Source organism: bacterium (assembly GCA_035295165.1).
In the GTDB taxonomy this organism is placed as follows: domain Bacteria; phylum Sysuimicrobiota; class Sysuimicrobiia; order Sysuimicrobiales; family Segetimicrobiaceae; genus JAJPIA01.
Genome location: DATGJN010000062.1, coordinates 62,226 through 82,955, shown reverse-complemented (window position 1 = coordinate 82,955; position 20,730 = coordinate 62,226). Strand labels below are relative to the sequence as shown.

The 20,730-nt window shown below is 70.1% G+C and carries 18 protein-coding genes; 5 read left to right on the top strand and 13 right to left on the bottom strand.

Going from position 1 to position 20,730, the window contains the following annotated elements; translation table 11 throughout:
• Positions 1 to 61 precede the first annotated feature (61 nt).
• The gene (locus VKZ50_09785) at positions 62 to 1,534 is read right to left on the bottom strand and encodes an FAD-linked oxidase C-terminal domain-containing protein (GenBank protein ID HLJ60010.1); all 1,473 of its coding nucleotides are present in this window, start codon (positions 1,532 to 1,534) and stop codon (positions 62 to 64) included.
• 258 nt (positions 1,535 to 1,792) lie between these two features.
• Between VKZ50_09785 and VKZ50_09780 the strand changes: the two genes are divergently transcribed.
• From VKZ50_09780 to VKZ50_09765, 4 genes are all read left to right on the top strand, one after another.
• Positions 1,793 to 3,040, top strand: coding sequence for an FAD-dependent oxidoreductase (locus VKZ50_09780; GenBank protein ID HLJ60009.1), 1,248 nt, complete (start codon positions 1,793 to 1,795; stop codon positions 3,038 to 3,040).
• Position 3,041: 1 nt separating this feature from the next.
• A complete protein-coding gene (locus VKZ50_09775; GenBank protein ID HLJ60008.1) occupies positions 3,042 to 3,932 on the top strand; it encodes an RNA polymerase sigma-70 factor in 891 nt (296 codons plus the stop codon).
• Between the two features lie 122 nt (positions 3,933 to 4,054).
• Entirely contained in the window at positions 4,055 to 4,615 is a 561-nt protein-coding gene (locus tag VKZ50_09770) for a DUF488 domain-containing protein (GenBank protein HLJ60007.1), read from the top strand.
• A 15-nt stretch (positions 4,616 to 4,630) separates the two neighbouring features.
• Positions 4,631 to 6,154: a carboxypeptidase M32 gene (locus tag VKZ50_09765; GenBank protein ID HLJ60006.1), complete on the top strand. Its 1,524-nt coding sequence runs from the start codon at positions 4,631 to 4,633 to the stop codon at positions 6,152 to 6,154.
• A gap of 189 nt (positions 6,155 to 6,343) precedes the next feature.
• Here the strand turns inward: VKZ50_09765 and VKZ50_09760 are convergent, their stop codons facing one another.
• The 12 genes from VKZ50_09760 to VKZ50_09705 form a co-directional block, all read right to left on the bottom strand.
• Positions 6,344 to 7,639 (bottom strand): amidohydrolase family protein, encoded by a 1,296-nt coding sequence (locus VKZ50_09760; GenBank protein ID HLJ60005.1) that lies wholly within the window; start codon positions 7,637 to 7,639, stop codon positions 6,344 to 6,346.
• Positions 7,639 to 8,400, bottom strand: coding sequence for a creatininase family protein (locus tag VKZ50_09755; protein ID HLJ60004.1), 762 nt, complete (start codon positions 8,398 to 8,400; stop codon positions 7,639 to 7,641). Before VKZ50_09755 ends, VKZ50_09760 begins: the two co-directional genes overlap by 1 nt.
• Positions 8,401 to 8,577: 177 nt before the next feature.
• Positions 8,578 to 9,963, bottom strand: a complete 1,386-nt coding sequence (locus VKZ50_09750) for an amidohydrolase family protein (protein HLJ60003.1) — start codon at positions 9,961 to 9,963, stop codon at positions 8,578 to 8,580.
• Positions 9,964 to 10,025: 62 nt separating this feature from the next.
• The gene (locus VKZ50_09745; GenBank protein HLJ60002.1) at positions 10,026 to 10,913 is read right to left on the bottom strand and encodes an ABC transporter permease; all 888 of its coding nucleotides are present in this window, start codon (positions 10,911 to 10,913) and stop codon (positions 10,026 to 10,028) included.
• Positions 10,906 to 11,829 carry an ABC transporter permease gene (locus tag VKZ50_09740; protein HLJ60001.1) on the bottom strand — a complete coding sequence of 308 codons (924 nt, stop codon included), beginning with the start codon at positions 11,827 to 11,829 and terminating at the stop codon, positions 10,906 to 10,908. The genes VKZ50_09745 and VKZ50_09740 overlap by 8 nt, the downstream gene beginning before the upstream one ends.
• Before the next feature lie 54 nt (positions 11,830 to 11,883).
• Entirely contained in the window at positions 11,884 to 13,485 is a 1,602-nt protein-coding gene (locus VKZ50_09735) for an ABC transporter substrate-binding protein (protein ID HLJ60000.1), read from the bottom strand.
• Between the two features lie 248 nt (positions 13,486 to 13,733).
• The gene (gene glgA, locus VKZ50_09730; protein HLJ59999.1) at positions 13,734 to 15,218 is read right to left on the bottom strand and encodes a glycogen synthase GlgA; all 1,485 of its coding nucleotides are present in this window, start codon (positions 15,216 to 15,218) and stop codon (positions 13,734 to 13,736) included.
• Entirely contained in the window at positions 15,215 to 15,649 is a 435-nt protein-coding gene (locus VKZ50_09725; GenBank protein HLJ59998.1) for a cupredoxin domain-containing protein, read from the bottom strand. The genes glgA and VKZ50_09725 overlap by 4 nt, the downstream gene beginning before the upstream one ends.
• Before the next feature lie 62 nt (positions 15,650 to 15,711).
• A complete protein-coding gene (locus VKZ50_09720; GenBank protein ID HLJ59997.1) occupies positions 15,712 to 17,052 on the bottom strand; it encodes an MFS transporter in 1,341 nt (446 codons plus the stop codon).
• 192 nt (positions 17,053 to 17,244) lie between these two features.
• Complete coding sequence (locus VKZ50_09715) at positions 17,245 to 18,618, bottom strand: glycerate kinase (protein HLJ59996.1); 1,374 nt, start codon at positions 18,616 to 18,618, stop codon at positions 17,245 to 17,247.
• 4 nt (positions 18,619 to 18,622) lie between these two features.
• Positions 18,623 to 18,994: a cyclophilin-like fold protein gene (locus VKZ50_09710; GenBank protein ID HLJ59995.1), complete on the bottom strand. Its 372-nt coding sequence runs from the start codon at positions 18,992 to 18,994 to the stop codon at positions 18,623 to 18,625.
• Positions 18,995 to 19,052: 58 nt separating this feature from the next.
• The gene (locus VKZ50_09705; protein ID HLJ59994.1) at positions 19,053 to 19,829 is read right to left on the bottom strand and encodes an MBL fold metallo-hydrolase; all 777 of its coding nucleotides are present in this window, start codon (positions 19,827 to 19,829) and stop codon (positions 19,053 to 19,055) included.
• A gap of 118 nt (positions 19,830 to 19,947) precedes the next feature.
• Between VKZ50_09705 and VKZ50_09700 the strand changes: the two genes are divergently transcribed.
• Positions 19,948 to 20,730 (top strand): hypothetical protein, encoded by a 783-nt coding sequence (locus VKZ50_09700; protein ID HLJ59993.1) that lies wholly within the window; start codon positions 19,948 to 19,950, stop codon positions 20,728 to 20,730.

Sequence of the window (20,730 nt, the reverse complement as noted above, 5' to 3'; positions counted from 1 at the left end):
GGAACGGGGTGGGACCGACGGCCCTCCGGCCGAACCGAGCGCGTCGCGAGTTCGGAACGCCCTAAATCCACAGCCCAGACGCGGCGAGGCGCGGCGGCCGCCGTGTGAGCAGTTCCCCGCACGAGACCGGCGTCGGCAGCACCTTGAACGGATTCATCCGGTCGTCCGGGTCGAACGTCGTTTTCAGCCGGCGTTGGGCCGCGAGATCCGCGTCCGAGAAGATCCACGGCATGTAGTTGTTCTTCTCGAACCCGATTCCGTGCTCCCCGCTGATGGTCCCGCCGACGGCGACGCACGCCGCCAGCATCTCCTCGCTGGCCTGCAGCACCCGCTCGATCTCACCCGGCGTTGCGGCGTCGTACGGCACGAGGGGGTGGAGATTGCCGTCGCCGGCGTGGAAGACGTTGGCGACCCGGATCCCGTACCGGCCCGCGATCTCCACGATCTGATGCATGATCGTCGGGAGCTGGCTGCGCGGTACCACAGCGTCGTGCAGGAAGTAGTTCGGCGCGAGCCGGCCCATCGCCCCGAACGCCCCCTTGCGCGCGGCCCAGTAGAGGTACCGCTCTTCCTCGGTGGCGGCGATGCGCACCTCCCGCGCGCCGTTCCGCGCGCACAACTCCTCCACGACCCGGGCCGAACGCTCCAGGCACTCTCGGACGCCCTCGACCTCGACCAGCAGCACCGCGCCCGCATCGAGCGGCAGCCCCGCGTGCACCGCCGGCTCCACGGCCTCGACGGTGAGCCGGTCGAGCATCTCGAGCGACGTCGGTCCGATCCCGGAGGCGATGATGTCGGCGACGGCCTCGCTGGCCGCCTCGATCGTCGCGAAGATCCCCAGCATCGTGCGCACCGCTTCGCGGCTCCGCATCAGGCGGACCGTGACCTTGGTCACGATCCCGATCGTCCCCTCGGACCCGACGATCAGGCCTGCGAGATCGAGCCCCGGCGCGTCGGGACCGCGGTCCGCGATTTCGGCGATCGTGCCGTCGGGCAGGACGATCTCGAGCCCCAGCACATGGTTCGTCGTGACCCCGAACGCAAGCGTATGCACGCCGCCGCTGTTGTTCGCTACGTTGCCGCCGATGCTGCACGCCGACTGGCTGCTCGGGTCCGGCGCGTAGAAGTACCCGTCGCGCTGGACCTCGCGCGTGACGTCCAGGTTGATCACGCCCGGTTCGACGACCGCACACCGGTTGTCGAGGTCCACCGACAGGATCCGCTTCATCTTGCTCATCGACACGACGATGCCGCCGATCGGAGTGATCGCGCCCCCCGACAGGCCGGTCCCGCTGCCCCGCGCGACCACGGGGACGTTGAACCGGCCCGCGATCCGCACGACCGCGGCGACCTCCGCGGCTGTCGTCGGGAGCACCACAAGATCGGGGATCGACGTCAGCGCCGACCCGTCGTACTCGTAGGCAATCAGATCGACCGGCTGGTTGAAGACACGGGCGGGCTCGAGCGCGTCGCGCAGGGCGCCCGCGAGCGCGTCCCGGTCCTCGATGCGGCGGCGGACATCGGCAAGTTCCACAGCGCCTTTCAGTATAGCACCTGATGGCGAACGCGAAGCGCGTGGCGGTGGCCGCGGTGGCGTACGCTCCTCTGTGGACCGTTCGAAGCCAGGGAAACACGCCTTGAGGCTCAAGTGCAGTGACCCGCCCGCCGTGCTTGCGCTAGTACCGCGCCCCCCGCACACGCGTTCCCGCACGCGAAGCTCCGGCGGCGGCCCTGTCACATTCTCCCCGTCTCGGTGGTCCCATCTTGTGAAGCCAATCCAATGAGGTGCGCCATGAACGAACATGCGAACGTCGTCGTGCTCGGAGCGGGATACGCGGGGTTAGTCGCCGCGATGCGGCTGGCCAGGCAGACCGATACCCGTATCGTCATCACGCTTGTCAACGCGTCGGACGTCTTCCACGAGCGCGTGCGCAATCACCAACTCGCCGCCGGGCAAGCTCTGCGGCGGTTGCCGGTGGCGTCGTTCCTGCGAGGGACGCGGATCCGGTTTCTCCAGGGCAGGGTGACGGCGGTGGAACCGGCGCGCCGCCGGGTCGCCGTGCAAACGGCCGACCACGTCGCGTCGGTCGAGTATGATTACCTGGTGTATGCGCTTGGGAGTTATATCGGGACCGAGGGCGTACCGGGCGCGCGGGAGCACGCCTCCACTCTCGACGACGCCTCCGCGCGCGCCCTGGCCGACCGCGTGCCCGGTGTTGCGGCGAACCGGGGGAGGCTGCTGGTCGTCGGCGGCGGCAACACCGGGGTCGAAGTGGCGACGGAACTTGCGGAAGCGTACCGGGGGTTGCAGATCACGCTCGTGACGCGCCGCTCCTTCGCGCGGCAGTTGTCTCCGGCGGCCCGCGCCCACGTTCGGAGCGCGTTCGACAGGCTCGGCGTGCAGTTCGTGCCGAACACCGCGGTCACGGAGGTGCATGCGCGCGGCGCGCTCACGGAGCACCACGAGACGATTCCGTTCGACCTGTGCGTGTGGGTCGGCGGGTTCGCCGTTTCCGACCTCGCGCGGCGCGCGGGGCTGCGCGTCAACGAGCGCGGCCAGATCCTTGTCGATCGGGCGATGCGGTCGCTCTCGCATCCCGAGATCTACGCCGTCGGCGACGCCGCGCATCCGGCGGACGATCCGGGGGCGCCCGTCCGCATGTCGCTGTACACGGCGACGGCGATGGGGGCGCACGGTGCGGATTGTCTGGCCGCGGAGCTCGCGGGCAAGCCGGGCGCCGCGTTCGGACTGTCCTATGGAGCGTTGGGGCTCAGCCTGGGACGGCACGACGGGGTGGTGCAGTTTCTGGACGCGCACCGCGACACGCCCTCGCGCCTGATCGTGACCGGCGCTCTCGCCAATCAGGTGCGTGAGTTCTTCGTTCGCCTCTCCGTGTGGGTGATCAAGGGGCAACGGCTCGGACCGTGGACGTTCTACTGGCCGGGCAAGAAGAAGATGCGGGGCGTGGCCGTACCGGCCCCGCGCCCGTCCGTCCCCGCCGCGGTCGCGACGGCGTCAACCGCGCGAACCGACCACTGAGATGAGCGAACGGCGCATGGACCACCTCACGATCTTCCAGCAGCAGCGTGCGCGGCTGTTCTCGTTAGCGTACCGGATGCTGGGCAGCGTGACGGACGCCGAGGACGTCTTGCAGGACGCCTATCTCCGATTTCAGCCCGCACCCCTCGATGAGATCCAGTCACCGCCGGGGTATCTCGCCACCATCGTGACGCGGTTGTGCCTGAACCGCCTGACGTCGGCGCGTGCGCGGCGGGAGACGTACGTCGGGCCGTGGCTGCCGGAGCCGGTCCGCGACGACGGACACCCCGAACTCGGGGATCCGGAGGCCCGCGTCGTCGAGTACGACTCTCTCTCGCTCGCGTTTCTGGTGCTTCTGGAGCGGCTCACGCCGGCCGAGCGCGCGGTCCTGCTCCTGCGCGAGGTGTTCGACTACGAGTACGATGAAATCGCCGGCATGCTGGACAAGTCGGAAGCCGCGTGCCGCAAACTGTTCAGCCGGGCGAAGAGCAATATCGCGCTGGACCGACCGCGCTTTCAGGCCAGCCGCGAGGAGCACCGGCGGCTCCTCGACGAATTCACCCGCGCCGCCGGGAGCGGCGACCTAGACGGGTTGCGAAATCTGCTCGCGGACGATGTGACGCTCCGGGCCGATGCGGGCGGCAAGGTGCGCGGCGCGGCCGTGCAACCTCTGCGCGGCGCCGAGCGGGTGGCGCGGTTCGTCATCGGCGTAACCGCGCGGTTCATGCCCGAAGGCGCGCGGCTGATGGTGGACGACATCAACCACCGGCCGACGCTGGTGATCCGCAACGCGGACGGGACGCCGGCCGTCGTGGTCAGCATCGAGGTGGACCAGGCGAAGATCTCCGCTGTCTGGGCGGTCGCCAACCCGGACAAGCTGCGCGCGGTCTGAGCGCTCCCGTCCGCCGAGGCCGGGTGCCTCGGCGGACGGGAGGACATCGCGCGTGCCGCCGGAGAATCCCCCTGCGTTCGCCGGTGCCTTGGGCGCCGGTTGGTGGATTGCGGGATCAGCCGATGCGCCTGTATACGATTGGGCATTCGACCCGCACGCTGGCGGAGCTCGTCGAGGCGCTGCGCGGCTTCGGCGTGCAGACGCTCGTTGATGTCCGCACGGTCCCTCGGTCGCGCCACGTGCCGCAGTTCAACCGCGAGACGCTGAGGCGCACCTTGCCGAGGCGCGGCATCCGGTACCGGCACGCGCCGGCGCTCGGCGGGTTGCGCCGCCCGCGCGCCGATTCCATCAACACCGCGTGGCGGAACGCGAGCTTTCGGGGCTTCGCCGACTACATGGGGACGCCCGAGTTCGCGGAGGCGATCCGTGCGCTCCGACGCCTGGCGCGGGCGGAGGGACCCGTGGCGCTCATGTGCGCCGAGGCCGTGCCGTGGCGCTGTCACCGCGCCCTGATCGCGGACGCGCTCGCGGCCAGGCGGGACGGCGTGATGCACATCATGGCCCCCGGTTCCGCGCGTCCGCATGCGCTGACGCCATGGGCGGTGGTGGACGGCACGACGGTGACATACCCGGGACCTCCGCCGGAACGGCCGGCAAGGCCCCGCGCCGCGCGAGGACGTTGAGGGAGGGCGTTGTCCATGTGCGCTTCGACAGCCCGCGGGTCGTTGGACGAGCTCAAGGTCCATCTGGGGACGATCGCCGACGTCGAAACAGCCGCCGCGGTCCTGGACTGGGATCAGCACACCTACATGCCCCCGGGCGGTGCGGAGACGCGCGCGTCGCAGCTCGGGACCCTCTCCCAAATCGCGCACGAGCAGTTCACCTCCACGCGCACGCAGACGCTCCTCGACGCGGCCGAACCTCTGTTGGACTCGCTCGATCCGGACTCCGACGACGCGGCGCTGCTCCGCGTCACGCGGCGGGACCTCACGAAGGCGAGCAAGCTGCCCTCCGAGTTCGTCGCCGAGCTGCAACGCGCAGCCTCCCTCGGCACACACGTCTGGCAGGAGGCGCGGGAGCGCAACGACTTCGCGGCGTTCCGGCCCCACCTCGAGCTGATGTTCGAACTGATGCGGCGCGAGGCCGACTACCTCGGGTACCGGGAGCACCCGTACGACGCGTTGATGGACAACTACGAACCGGAGATGACCTCGCGCGAGGTGAAGGCGCTATTCGACCGGCTGCTCGAGGTCACGGTGCCGCTCGTGCGAGCGATTGCCGCGCGACCCGGCCCCGCCACGGCCCCGCTGGCCCGCGAGTATGAGGAGGCGCCGCAACGCGCGTTCGGTCTCTCGATGGCGGAGGCGTTCGGGTACGATACGACGCGAGGCCGGCTCGACACGTCCGCGCACCCTTTTTCCACCGGGTTCGGCCGTGACGACGTGCGGATCACCACGCGGTTTCAACGGCCCGGCCTCGGGGCGATCTTCGCGATCTTTCACGAGGCCGGCCACGCGATGTACAACCAGGGCGTCCCGGCGTCGCTTCAACGCACGCCGCTGGCCGATGGGGCGAGCTATGGGATCCACGAGTCGCAGTCGCGGCTGTGGGAGAATCTCGTCGGCCGCAGCCGGGCGTTCTGGGAGCACGCGTTCCCGTCGCTGCACCGGGCGTTTCCCGCGCAGCTTGCGGGCGTGGACGTCGACGCGTTCTACGGCTCGATCAACCGCGTGGAGCCGAGCCTCATCCGGATCCACGCGGACGAGATCACGTACCACCTCCACATCATCTTGCGGTTCGAGTTGGAGCAGGCGGCGCTCACCGGGGCGCTGCGAGTGGCGGAACTTCCCGACGCCTGGAACGCCAAGATGGCCTCGTACCTGGGGATGACTCCGCCGACGGACACCGACGGGATGTTGCAGGACACGCACTGGGCCGCCGGGTTAATTGGGTACTTCCCCTCGTACACGCTCGGCAGCGTCGCGGCGGTCCAGTTGTTCGAGGCCGCGCGGCGCGCGCACCCCGATCTCACGGACCAGCTCCGCCGCGGGGAGTTCCAGGGGCTTCTCGGGTGGCTGCGGGAGCACGTCCACGCTTACGGGAGGAAGTTCTTCCCGCGGGACCTGCTCGTGCGCGCAACGGGCAGCCTGCTGACCCCCGAACCGTATCTGGCGTATTTGAAGGCGAAGTTCGGCGAGATCTACGGGCTCTCCACGGCGTAGGCTCGACGCCTCCCGTCGTCGAAGCGCCGCCGGCATCGAGCCCCCGGCCTAGGTCGTCCCGTTTAACAACGCGATCACTGCCTCTCGGCCGGCGGGGCGCCACCAGACGGGCGTCGCGTCGGTGCGTTTGTTTTCTTCACTGCTACCAGCCATACCCCGCGCGTCCGAACCATATTCCCGCGCGCCCTCCTACACGCGCGCCGGCAGGCCGGGCGCCGGCGAGGCCGTGGGTGCCGGTTCTCGCACGATCCGCCCCTCCTGCATCACCAGCGTCGGGTGACGCAGGGCCGTGATGTCGGACGCCGGATCGCCGGGCACCGCGATCAGATCCGCCGCGAACCCCTCCCGCACGACGCCGGTGACGTCGGCGAGGCCCATCGCGCCGGCCGCGACCGACGCCGCCGCGGCGATCGCCTCGGGCGTGCCGGCGCCGATCTCACGCAGCAGCGCCACTTCGGTGGCGATGGCGGTGAACGGCGTGAAGCGCCACCCCGCGTCCGTGCCGGCGACAAGGCGCACGCCCGCGCGGCGCATCCGGCGGAAGTGCTCGAGGTTGTTCTCGAACGTCCGCCGCCGCCGGTCGAGGTCCGCTTGCTCCGCGGCGGTGCGACGCTCGTGCGCCTGCAGCGCCGCGACGACGTAGTGGCCCACGGCGAGCGTCGTCGTCACGGGCGTGCCGGCGCGCGCGACTTCGTCCGCGACCTGCGGATCGAACTCCTGGAGTCCAGCGGCGTCGGCAAGGAAGTTGCAGTGTTCGATCTGATCGGCGCCCACGGCCAGGACCGAGCGCGTCGCGGCCGCGCACAGCGAGTGAATGCCCACGCGACGCCCGAACCGGTGCGCCTCGTGGACGGCCACGCGCAGTTCGTCCTCCGAGAACGACGGAAGCCATGACATCGTGCCGACGGTCCCGCCGCCCGTGGCCATGATCTTGATGTAGTCCACGCCGTCCTTGAGCAGCGCGCGCACCATGCGCTGGAGATCGTCGGGACCGTCCGCTTCGCCGCCGAAGTACCAGCAGTGTCCCCCGGTGATGGTGATGGGGCGGCCGCAGAGGTGCAGTCGCGGCAGCGACGCATAGCCCAGGTGCTGGGCGCGCCGCAGGTGCAGGGTCGTGTCGCGCCGGCCCCCGCAGTCACGCAGCGTCGTGATCCCTGAGGCGAGCGCGGTCTGCGCGTTGGCGAAGGCGATCGCAACGAGCACGCCGTCGGGCTCGCGCATGCTCGACTCGAACGGCGTCCCGTCGCCCGGGAGCACCAGGTGCACGTGCGCGTCGATCAACCCCGGCAGCAGCGTGTGGTCGGGGAGGTCGATGACCGGCGTGCCGGCGGGCACATCCCCCGGCACGCGGCCCTGATGCACCCCGTGGATCGCGCCGTCGCGCACGACCACCACGGGGTCCGAGGTCGCCGGAGCACCGGTGCCGTCGATGAGGCGGGGCGCGCGGACGATCCGCCACGTCGAGACGGGCGCAGATGCAGCCATCAGCCCGCGAGCTCGCCGGCTTCGATCATCTTCGCGATCCGCTCGATCCGGTCGGCGAAGATCTTCTCGCCGAGCGCGGCGGTGGAGTTCCGCGCGTCGCCGAGGATTCCCGTCGGGCTGGTCTCGTTCATGGGCGGCGGGACCTTCGAGCGCCACCGGATCGACGCGTCCCCGGTGAACCCCTCGCACGCCTTGTCCATCTGCACGAGATCCGGGCGGTGCGCGAGCATCATGGACGTCTCGCCCTGGCCGGCGTGGACACCCAGCCGGGCCATCTCGAGGCCCTCGCGCGCGGCGAACTGCTTGGTGTTCTCCAGCCACTCGTCGAAGTCCGTGATCGCCGAGATCCTGATCCCCGCGTGCTCTTTCCGAAGCTTCGGGAGGGCCTCCCGCAGCGCGCGGTAGTTGCCGCCGTGGCTGCACAGCAGAATGATCTCCGTGAACCCGTGGTGGGCGAGCGAGCGGCAGATCTCGAGGATCGTCGCCTCGAGGACGGACTCCGCGATGCTGACGGTGCCCGCCATCGGGAGGTGGCCGGTCGAGTACCCGAGGCTCACCACGGGGGCCACCAAGGCGTCCCCGAGGCGGCGCGCGAGACGCGTGCCGGTCGCGTAGCCGAGGTACGTGTCCACGCCAATCGGCATGTGGGGCCCGTGCTGTTCCATGGCCCCGAGCATCACGATCACGCGGCGCTTGCCGCCGGCGATCGCATCGCGCACCTCTGGCCACGTCATCTCCTCGATCAAGACCGTGTTGCGCATCCTCTCACCTCCACGAGTTGGCCCACGAGCGTCTCGCCGTCGCCGACGACATGAGGCGCACGGCGCACGCGGTGGGGTCGCAATCCGGGGTATCTTCGCCCCGGGGGCCAGGGGTTCATGCCGCGTCCCCCGCGCTCGACGATGGCTCGGACCGAGTCGTCGGCCGCGTCGGCCCCGCTAGAGCCCGCGCACGCGGCCGCCCGACACGAGTCGCCCCGTACCCGGGACGGCGGTGATGCGGCCGCGGTCGAAGACGACCTCGCCGCGCCGGAGCGTCATCACGGGCCAGCCCGTGACCTCGCGCCCCGCGAACACGGAGTAATCGCACCGGGAGTGCTGCGGAGCCCCGATCGTGCGTGTCAGCTCGGGATCGAAGAGGACGAGATCGGCGTCGCTGCCGACCGCGAGGCAGCCCTTCTGCGGATACAGCCCGAACAGTTTCGCGGCGTTCGTGGATGTGAGTGCGACGAACCGCTCGAGCGAGATTCTCCCCGCGCGGACGCCCTCCGAGTACAGGAGCGGGAGTTGCGTCTCCAGGTTCTCCACCCCAGGCCGGAGGTCCGCGACCGACAGCGCGGGATCGAGCTTCGCCGCCAGGCTCCACGGCGCGTGGTCGCTGCACACGGTGTGCACCGACCCCTGCGCGAGCCCGGCCCACAGTGCCGCGACGTCCCCCGCTTCGCGCAGCGGCGGCTGCCCGACGTACTTCGCGCCGTCGGGCTCGTCGAACCGCTCCCGGGTCAGATGTAGGTAGAGCGGCCGCGTTTCCACGTAGAACGGGAGCCCCGCCGCCTGTCCGCGGCGGCACGCGTCGAGCGAGCCGGCGGACGAGAGGTGCACCACGTACACCGGCGCGCCCGTAGCGGCGGCGAAGGCGACCGCGCGCTCCGTGGCCACGACCTCGGACACGACGGGCCGGCTGTCGGCGTAGTGGCGGAGACTACCTCGCCCGTGCGCGACAAGCGCGCGGGTCGCGCGATCGATGATCGCGTAGTCTTCGCAGTGGATCATCGTCATGAGCCCGGCCTCGCCCGCCCGGGCCGTCGCCTCGAGGAACGCCGGGGCGTACCGGTCAAACGTGGGGGTGCTCATGAAGAACTTGATGGTCGTGTGTCCGCGCTCGCGCAGCATCGGGATCTGGTCGAGGTCGGCCTGCGTCGGTTCGCGGAAGACGGGATGCAGAATGACGTCGGCGATCGCCTGTTCACGCACGAGGCGCGCCTCGCGAGCCAGCCCGTCGAGAGGGCGTTCGCCGTCGCCCAGGAACGCCATGTTGCCGAGGGTCGTGATGCCGCCGGCCAGTGCGGCCGCGGACCCCGTCGTCATGTCGTCCACCCAGGCCGGCCCCGATTGGGACGCGCGCCCCGGAGGGTTGGTGAGATGAACGTGCACGTCGACGCCGCCGGGGAGCACGAGATAGGGCGTCGCGTCGATCTCCCGCGTCCCGGCCATCTCCCCGCCGATCTGGGCGATGCGGCCGTGCCGGACGCCGATGTCGGTACGCGAGGGACCGGCGGCGGTGACGCAGAGCCCTGCTCGAACCACGAGATCGTGCGACGCCATCGGCGGACCCTCTTCCTCGGCGGTGTTCTTCAGACGTCGCGGCGGCCGGACGCGCCCGGCCCCTACACCCGGAGGCGCGGATCCAGCACGTCCCGGAGTCCGTCGCCGAGCAGGTTGACGCCGAGCACCGTGATCATGATGCCGACGCCCGGAAACGTGGAGATCCACCACGCATCCCGGAGGTAATCTCGTCCCTCGGTGAGCATGCGGCCCCACTCCGGCGTCGGCGGCTGGCTGCCGAGGCCGACGAACGAGAGGCCGGCGGCCGCCAGGATCGACGTGCCCATGCCGAGGGTGGCCGCGACGATGATCGGCGCCACGACGTTGGGCAGCAGGTGCCGGACAAGGATCACCCGGATCGGGACGCCGAACGCGCGCGCGGCCTCGACGTAGAGCTGCTGTCTCGCGACGAGCACGGTGCTGCGCACCAGCCTCGCGTACAGGGGGATGCCCGAGATCCCGACCGCGATCATGAGATTCTGCAGGCTCGCGCCGAGCACGCTGACGATGCCGAGCGCGAGCAAGATGCCTGGGAACGCCAACAGGACGTCGACGATCCGCATCATGAACGCGTCCACGGCCCCGCCGTAGAAGCCGGCGACGAGCCCGACCGTCGTGCCCACGATCGCGGAGATCCCCACGGCGATCCCCCCGACGGTGAGCGAAATGCTGGCGCCGTGGACGACCCGGCTGAACACGTCTCGCCCGTACTGGTCGGTCCCGAACAAGTGCGCCCGGTTCGGCCCCTGCAGCGCCGCGGTGATGTCGATCTTGATCGGGCTCTCCGGCGCCACGGTATCGCGCAGCAACGCGACCGCGACGAGGACCAGCACGATGCCGAGCCCGACGAGCAGGCCCTTGTGCCGCCGGACGCGGGGGGCGAGCATCTGCCACCGCGTCCGTGCGCGTGCGCGGCGGGCGACGCGGCCCGCCGCCAGCGTTTCAGCCATACCGGATTCTCGGGTCGACGACCGCGTACGCGACGTCCACCAGCAGGTTGACGAAGACGTAGCCGACGGCGACGACCAGCACGCCGCCCTGCACGAGCGGGAAGTCCTTGTTCTGAATCGCGTCCACGAGCAGCCGGCCGAGGCCCGGGCGGCCGAACACCGTCTCGATGAACACCGTCCCCGCGAGTAGGGTGCCGAACTGGAGTCCGAAGATGGTGATCACCGGGATCAGCGCGTTGAGCAGGGCGTGGCGCAGCACGACCGTGGGGCCGCCGAGGCCCTTGGCGCGCGCGGTGTTCACGTACTCCATCCGCAGCACCTCGAGCATGTTGGAGCGGGTCAGCCGCGCGACGATCGCGGCCGCCCCGAGACCGAGCGCGACCGTGGGCATGATGAGATGGGCGAGATCTCCCCCGCCGGCCGCGGGCAGCACCTCCAGGTGCAGCGAGAAGATGAAGATCAGGATGAGCGCGAGCCAGAACGACGGCATCGAGATGCCGAGCGTTGCGAGCATCATCGTGCCGACGTCTACCCACGTGTTCTGGCGGAGCGCCGCGACGATCCCGAGCGTGACGCCCAGCACGGACGAGAGCGCGAGCGCCGCCACCGCGAGCTGCACCGTCTGCGGCAGGACCTCGGAGATCTCCTGCGAGACGGGGCGGTTGTCGCGGATCGACGTGCCGAGATCACCGTGCAGGCCGTTCCACACGAAGCGCCCGTACTGCACCGCGAACGGGTCGTTGAGGTGCAGTTGGGCCCGCATCCGCGCGATCTGTTCTGGGCTCGTCTGAAACTCGCTCAGCATCATCTTGACCGGGTCGCCGGGGATGAGATAGAGCATCGAGAACACGAGGATCGTGACGCCGAACAGCACCGGGATCGTCGCGAGCAGTCGGGCCGAGATGTAGCGGGTCACGGGGAGGGAGGGGAACGTGACCGGGGCCGGCGTGCGCCGGCCCCGGTCGGTCGCCTACTTTCCGATGCGCACGTCGGTCAACACAGGATACCCGGAGAAGTTGTACTTCGAGCCCGTGACGTTGCTGCGCAGGACCCACACCGAGAACTCGTCGACCAGCGGGACGGACACCGCCTGGTCCACGAGGATCTTCTCGATCTGCGTGTAGATCGCCACGCGCTTCGCGGGGTCGTACGTCTCCTTGCCTTGCTGAAGCAGCTTGTCCACGTCCGGGTTGGAGTAGCATGCCCAGTTGAAGTTGCCGCCGATGTTCTCGGTGGCGAACAGCGCCCAGAGCCCGTCCGGATCGCTGCTGCGGAGGAACAGGATCGGGCCGTTGGTCGCGCAGTGGTAGTTGTCCTCGTACCACGGCGGCCGGGCCTGGCTCTTGATCCTGGCGTCCACCCCGAGGGCCAGGAGCTGGCCCTGCAGCAGTTCGACCTCGGGCAGGTTGCCGTTGCCGTAGTTGATCGAGTTGATCGTGATCGTCAGCGGTTTGCCGTCCTTCACCCGGATGTTGTTGGGCCCCATCTTCCAGCCGTCCTCGTCCAGGATCTGGGCCGCCTTCTTCGGGTCGTACGGGTACGCGTTGCACAGCGCCGGCGTCTTGAGCGACTGCTGGGTCAGCGGGGCGCACGCGGTCGTGCCCAGGCCCTTGAACACCGCTTCCACGATCGCCGGGCGGTTCACGCCGTAGTTGAGCGCCTGCCGCACCTTGAGGTCGTTCGTCGGCGCCAACTTCACGTTCAGCACCCAGATGCGCGGCGCTCCGGGGTAGGGGTTGCGCTCCACGCGGAGCGTCTTCTCCGTCAAGATGTGCGTGAGGGTGGCCGACGGCAGCGAGAGCCCGCTGATCATCTGCGTCTCGCCGGACTCGACGGTGGTCACGCGCGTACCGGCCTCCGGGATGAACTTCCAGATGATCTTGTCCAGGTAGGCCGGGCCTTGATGGTCGCTCCACGGCGGGCGCCGGTTGTAGTCCGCGTTTCGCGTGAGCGTGATGTGATCCTTTGGCACGTACTCGGAGACGATGAACTGGCCGCTTCCGACCGGCTTGAGGTTGACGTCGTTGCCCTGCGCCTGCGTGGCCTTGGGCGACACCAGTGCCAGGTTACCGCCCGCTAAGTACGATAAGAACGGCGCGTATGCCGCCTTAAAGTCGACGCGAACGGTGTGATCGTCGATGACGGTGCTGCCCACGTACCCCGATAGCGCGACGAGGGCGCCGCCGGCTTTGTAGTTGGGGTTCACCACGCGATCGAAGTTCCACTTGACCGCGTCGGCGTTGACCGGCGTCCCGTCCGTGAACTTCGCGTCGGTGCGGAGCGTGAACGTGAACGACTTCCCGTCCGGCGAGATCTTGTACGCGGTGGCCAACCACGGCAGGATCTTCCCGTCCAGCCCTTGGTACAGTAGGCTCTCCGTCACGTCGGGAATGATCTGGAACGTCACCGCGGACGGCGAGGCCTCCGGGTCGAGCGTCGGCGGCTCCTGATCGAGCCCGACCGTGAGCGTGCCACCGCCGGACGGCGCCGCGGTCACCATGCCCGTCCAGGCGAGCGCAAGCGCCAATACCACGATCCCCGCGCCCGCCCAGGCGCGTCGTGCGACTCGCATCGAGCATCCCTCCCCCTTGTTGGAACGGTCCTCGTGAAGCCGCCACACATCCGGCAAGGACGGCCGGGACCCCCGCGGCCCCAGCCGACTGGCACCCACCGGTCGAGCAGGACTCTTGGTTTCGCTCATGCGGTCGGCGGCTCCTGCGGAGGCCGGCGCCACGCTTGTACCCGCCGTGCAACACCGTGCAATACATGGAATACGGCACAGATGCCGTTTCAGGTTCCCCGTCCGGTGCGCGTTCCAACCTAATGCACGGTCGCGCTGCGGCGCAGTGCGGCCATGCGATACGCCTCGAGGTAGCGGCCGGCGGTCCGCGCCCACGAGAAGTCCTGGCGCATTCCCCGGCCCTGCAGCCTGCGCCAGACTTCCACGTCCCGGAACGCGAACACGGCCCGCTTGACGGCCTCCAGAAACGCGTCCGGGGTGTACGCCTCGAACACGAACCCGTTCGCGACGCCGGATGCGACCGCGTCAGGTGTTGCGTCGACGATCGTGTCCGCGAGCCCGCCGGTCCGTCGCGCGACCGGCACGGTGCCGTAGCGCAGACTGTAGAGCTGGTTCAGCCCGGACGGTTCGTACCTGGACGGCATCAGGTAGACGTCAGACGCGGCTTCGATCAGGTGCGCCAGCGCCTCATCGATCCCGAGCGTCACGGCCGCCCGGCTCGGATAGCGCGCGTGGAGATCCTCCAACAGCGCGTGATATCTGCGTTCGCCGCTGCCGAGCAGCACGAGTTGAGTCCCCAGCCCGAGGATCGCGTCCGCTGCGGCGCCGACGAGGCCCAGCCCCTTCTGATCGACCAACCGGGCGACCATGCCGAGAAGCGGCACCATGGGGTCGACCTCAAGCCCCCGCGCGCGTTGCAGATGGGCCTTGCAGACCGCCTTGCCCGACAGATCATCCGGCGTGTAACGGGCGGGCAGCAGCTGGTCCACCACCGGATCCCACACCGTGTAGTCCACGCCGTTGAGGATGCCGAGCAGGTCGCCGCGCCGCTCACGCAGCACGCCATCGAGACCGCACCCGAACGCCTCGGTCTGAATCTCTCTTGCGTACTGTTCGCTCACTGTGCTGAGCAGGTCGGCGAACAGGAGGCCGCCCTTGAGCAGGTTGAGGTTGCCGAAGAATTCCACGCCCTGCGGCGTAAACAGGTCCGGGCCGAGGCCGGTCAGGGGGAGGACGTCGGCGGCAAACACGCCCTGGTACGCAAGATTGTGGACGGTGAGCAGCGTCGCGGTGGCGACGAGCACGGCATCCCTCGGCTCGACGCGCAGCCAGACCGGCAGCAGCGCGGTCTGCCAGTCGTGGCAGTGCAGGACATCGGGACTCCAGGCGAGGCGGCGAAGGAGCGCCAGCGCGCCTCGGCCGTACACGGTGAACCGCCGCAGGTTGTCCGGATAGTCGGTGCCGCCCTCCCCGTAGAGCCCCGGTCGGTCGAACGACGGGTCGTGCGCGACGAGATACACCGGGACCCGGCTGCCCGGAAGGCACCCTTCAAACAGCCGGACCTCGTCGCGCGAGGGACCGAGCGGGATCTCGGCCGCGCCGATCGAGCGAAACCCGAGCGCGGCACGATCGATCGCGCGGTACGCGGGAAGCACGACGCGCACGTCACACCCCGCGTCCGCGAGGGCCCGGACGAGGCCGCCGGCGGCGTCGGCCAGGCCGCCGGTTTTGACGAGTGGGGCGGCCTCCGGCGTGCACACGCACACCCGGAGCGGCCCGCTCATTGCCGAATGTCGAGGGTTCCGGCGGACAGCACGTCTCCGGACGGCGAGACGGCCTGCAAACGGTAGCGGCCGGTCTCCGTCAACGTCACGTCGAGCGAGGCGGACGCGCCGGGCGCAAGATCCTCGGTGTGCGCGAGCGTGTCCGGCCCTTGGACGACGAACCGGCGCGGCGCGGTCCCGTCATTTTGGACCTCGAACCGCACGGTGCCGGGCTCGAGCAGCACCACGGACGGGTCGAGTGCACCGTCGACGAGGCTCATGCGAATCAGGCGCGGCTGAGGCGGCGAGCCGGGTGGGCGCCACGCCCCGTGCATCCGGCCGCTGATGGCGAGACCTGCCAGGACGGACGCGAGCAACACCGCGATGCCGCCGACGACGATCGTGCGAGCGCGCCGCCGCCGCATCCCACGCAGACCGGCGCGGTTATCCACCAGGATCCGGACGTCCACGGGCGACGGTGTTCGCCGCGGCGGCGAGGCGGTCCTCCCGCGTCTCAGGTCGCCGGGCGGACTCGGGGCGCCGCGGCCACGTCGTGCTCCATCGAGATGTCCTCTCTGGAGCGGTCCGGCAGCAGCGCGGTCGCGATGATCGTGAGGATCGCCGTGACGATGATGTAGTTGCTGATCGCCGCGGCCGTTCCATAGGTGTGCAGCAGGTACACGGCGATCAACGGGGCGGGACCGCCAGCGATCAGCGACGCCAACTGATAGCCGAGCGACGATCCACTGTAGCGCAGTCGCGTCGGGAAGCTCTCCGCGATCAGGGCGGCCTGCGGGCCGTACTGCATGTCGTGCGGGATCAGGGAAAGGATGATCGCCACGAACACGAGGACCGGCACGCGGGTGTCGAGCAGCCCGAAGTAGGGGTAGGCCCACACCAGCATGGCGACCGCCCCCAACAGGTACATCCGTTTGCGCCCGATGACGTCCGACAGATATCCGAAGAACGGCACGCTGACGAGGGAGAGCAGCGCCGCCATGGTGACCGCGGTCACCAACATGCCCCGGTCGAGCTTCAGGGTGCCGGTGCCGTACGTGAAGACGAACGTCGTGAACAGGTAGAACGGCGACTGTTCGGCCAGGCGCAGCAGCGCGCTCAAGACGATCTCTCTGGGGTTCCGGCGTATCACCTCCCTCACGGGGCGTGATTCGACACGCCGTTCCTCCAGGAGCCGCGCAAAGAGGGGCGTCTCCAAGATCCGCAGCCGGATGAAGAGGCCGATCGCGACGAGCACGATGCTCAGGAGAAACGGAATGCGCCAGAGCCAGGTCAAAAACGCGGGGCTCGAGCTGAACAGCGCGACGATCCCGTTCGCGAGCAACAGGCCGGCTGGGACTCCGAATTGGGGCCAACTCGCGATGAACCCGCGCTTCCCCTTGTGGCCCCACTCCATCGACAGCAACACCGACCCGCCCCACTCCCCGCCGACCCCGAGCCCCTGGCACATCCGGAGGATCGTGAGCAACACGGCGCCCCACACGCCGATGCTGGCGTACCCGGGGACGAGGCCGATGCAGAACGTGGCGATCCCCATGAGCAGGAGCGTGACGATCAACGTGGTCTTTCGGCCGATCCGATCTCCGTAGTGGCCGAAGATCGCCCCGCCGATGGGCCGCCCGATGAACCCGACGAAATAGGTGCCGAACGCTGCCAGGGTTCCGACGTACGGATCCGACTGCGGGAAGAATACCTTCGGGAAGACGAGCGCGGCGGCGGTGCCGTAGAGGAAGAAGTCGTACCATTCGATCGTCGTCCCGATGGTGCTGGCGACGATCGCCCGCACCAGCTGGGTACGTCCGAGATGAGTGTCGGCGGAGCTTGCGCTGCGGGCCATCCGAACCCCCCCTGCGACCGAGAATTAGGTTGCAGCGAGCGAGCGAACGAACGACGAGCCTGGTGCGCTACTCCGCGGGATGGATTCTTCGGACGTCAGACCGCTCCTGCTGACGGGGGTCCAGGGCGGGCGCGCGCGGCCGCAGCTCGACATCGCCGGGGGACCCGACAGTGTGCGTCGATTCTGGGGACGTCAACTGGAGAGGATCAGCATGAGGTCGGTAACGTTGGTGTTTGTCGGGCCGGTCCGGATCAAATCCCCCAGCGCGTCGAAGAACGTATACGCGTCGTTGTTCGCCAGGTGCGCCGCCGCGTCGAGACCGAGCGCCCGGGCTCTCGAGAGCGTCGTGCCATCCGCGACGGCGCCGGCTGCGTCCGTCGGGCCGTCTGTGCCATCGGTGGCAAAGCTGACCAGGAGCGTGCCCGGGATGCCGTCGAGGGTTCGCGCTGCGGCCAGCGCCAGTTCCTGGTTGCGGCCGCCGCGGCCGGTTCCCCTGACCGTGACGGTCGTTTCGCCGCCGGCGACGAGGCACGCCGGCCGGCGAACGGGGTCGTCGGTCGCGGCGATCTGGCGCGCGATCCCGGCGAGCGCCACGCCGACCTCGCGGGCTTCCCCCTCGATGTAGGTGGAGAGGAGCCGTGCGTGGAAGCCGAGCCGCCTTGCCTTCGCGACCGCCGCCCGCGCCGCGGTTGCGTTGTCCGCGACGACCGCCACGTGCGTCCGGCGAAACGCGGGATCGCCCGGTTTCGGGGTCTCCGGGAGTTCGCCCGCGGCGCCCCGGCGGAGGACGTCCCGAACCGCACGCGGAACGCGGTCGGTCAGGCCGTAGGCATCGAGGACGCCCAGCGCGTCCGCATACGTCGTGGAGTCGGGGACGGTGGGACCGGACGCGATCGCGTCGAGCGGCGTGCCAACGATGTCCGAGACTACAAGCGCAACAACGCGCGCCGGCGACGCGGCGACGGCCAGGCGGCCTCCGGCAACCCGAGAGAGATGCTTGCGCACCGTGTTGATCTCGCCGATCGCCGCGCCCGATCGCAGGAGCAGGTCCGTGGTCCGGATCATGTCGTCGAGCGTCACGCCGTCGTGCGGCGCCGGGAGGAGTGCGGATCCACCCCCCGAGATCAGGCAGATCACGAGGTCGCGGGGACCGAGGCCGGTCACGGTGTCCAGGAGTTCCCGCGCGGCGGCTTCGCCGGCGGCGTCGGGGACGGGGTGACCGGCTTCCCGGAGCGCGATCTTCCGGAGTGGTGCGGTGTACCCCCGCTTCACGATCACAGCGCCGGTCGTGATCCGGTCGCCGAGCACGTCCTCCACGGCCTGCGCCATCGGCGCGCCGGCTTTGCCCGCGCCCACGACCACCACACGCGCGTCGCGGGCGAGTGTGTAGGGGCGTCCCGCGACCACCAGCCGTCGGCCGACGAGCCGGAGCGCCCTCCGCGTCGCGACCTGCGGGTCCACGGCCCCGAGCGCCGACGCGAGGATGGCGATGGCCGCGCGGCGCAGCCGCGCGGTACCCGCGACCCGGACGATCGCGTCGTCGAACCGCACGGGAAGGCCGGTCACGCGCCTACTCCACGCGCTCGATCCTCACCGTCGTTCCCGCGCGTACCGTCTTGAAGACCCGGGGGTCGCCGTCCACGCGGCCGAACACGTTCACCGGGCTCGCGGGCCGGATCTCGTCGCCATGGCTCGCGGGCGTCGGCCCGAAGAAGATACAGAACGCGCTGCCCGGAGGCCAGTACCCGAGATCGCCCATCTCCACGACCTCGCGGGGTGCCTCGGGCTTGCAAGTGACCGGGATCGAGAAGTAGATCTCGTCGCCCCAGGTGTTGCCGCGGACCTCTATCGGCAGCGCGTTCCAGATCGCGTCCGCGGTTTTCCCGTCGCCGAGCGTGGCCGTCGCGGTGACGTTTCCGGCCGTGACTTTGATCGCACGCATCGCTGCGCCCCTCCCTGCTGCCGGTGCCGGCTGTCTCGCGCGGCCCGTGGACGCTTCGCTACCGGATCTCGATCGGGTCGGTGTAGCCGTTGGGAGACACCGCCCGCACGGCGCCCGCCTGGCATCCCGCGGCGGCGAGCGCGGCCCGCACGGTGTCGCGGGCGAGCGCCGCGAGGTTGTTGGCCTCGCTGAGATGCACCAGGCAGATCTCACGCCGGCGCCCCGCCGTCCGGGCAAGGGCTCGCGCGGCGTCATCGTTGCTGAGGTGGCCGCGCCCGCTCAGGATGCGGTTCTTCAGAAACCACGGATAGGGGCTGACGTGGAGCAGGCCGAGATCGTAGTTGCTCTCCAAGATCACGAGATCCGCGTCCGCGAGATGCGGGTCGATCTCCGCACCCGCGGCGCCGAGGTCGGTGGCGATTGCGATCCGGCGGCCGGCGGTCTCCACCGTGAACCCGGCCGGCTCGGCGGCGTCGTGCGGCACCGGAAACGCCGTCAACGTGAACGGCCCGATCGAGAACGGATGTCCCATCCGGAACAGCGTGACGCCGGCGCCGGCGAGCGCCGCGGATGTCGCGGCGGCGGTTCCGGCGTTGACGAACACCGGGACGTCGGCGGCGCGCGCGAGCGGGCCCGCGCCGCGGGCATGGTCGTCGTGCTCGTGGGTCAGCACGATCGCCTCGAGCGCGTGCACCGGTACCGCCACGCGCGTCATCGCGCGCTCGAGCGCCTCGACCGAGAGCCCGGCGTCTACGAGCAGGCGGTAATCCCCGGTCTCGAGGAGGATGGCGTTCCCCGCGCTGCCGCTGGCGAGGATGGTCGCGCGCGGTCCCACGCAGACGCCGTTGGGGGGGACGGAATTCAGTAACCGCATCTCGCGATAGGTTCGCGGCGCGCGGCCGGCGTCCCTGGAATCGGGAGGGCGGCATGCGGGGCGGACCGAACCGGAGCCTGTGGCCACGCTCGCCGCACAGACCCTCGACCGCGCCCGCGCGCTCGCCCGCGTGCCCGTGACGGCGCGGCCGCCGTTCGCACCGGAGCGTTGCGCCGCGAAGTGCGGTGTGCTCGCCATCCGCCGGCCCGCGCTGCCCGGCGGGATCGCGCGGATCGACCGGGCGGATCCGCCCCCGGCGGGGACCCGCCCGCGCTGGATCCTGAGCGTGGACGGTCGCGTCCCTCCGCATACGCCCCAATGGAACGGCGCCGTGGCGACCGCCCTAGCCCGGACGCTCGTCCCCCCGACGCTCTCGGGTGCGGCGGCGGAAACGCTCGCCGAGGCGGTGGCCGCCGAGCTCCTCTTGCCGATGCGGCCGTTTCGTGCCGCGGCGGCCCGAACCGATCTCACGATGGACGGGCTGCGCGAGCTCGCCATGCGGTTCTCCGCACCCATCCGCCTGACCATCCACCAGTGGTTGCGCTCCGGCACATGGCGCGGGTACGCGCTGCTGTGGCGCGTCGAGCACGGCACGCCCGTGCTGCGGTGGCGCGCCGCATCTCCGGCCGACCGGTTTCCGAAGAGCGCCTCGATCGGCGTGCGCGCCGACGCCCTGTTCGCGGAGGAATCGCGGCTCTACGAGACGCTGCGCACCGGACGGCCGTCCCACGGCGTCGAGGAGATTCGGACAGGCGCGGCGCGCACGTGGTGGTTCACGCGGTTCGGTGTCGTGCGTGAAGGTGCGGGGGAGCCCGCCGGGCGCGCGGCCCTCGCCCTCGTCGTCCTTGACCGCGGGCGGTGA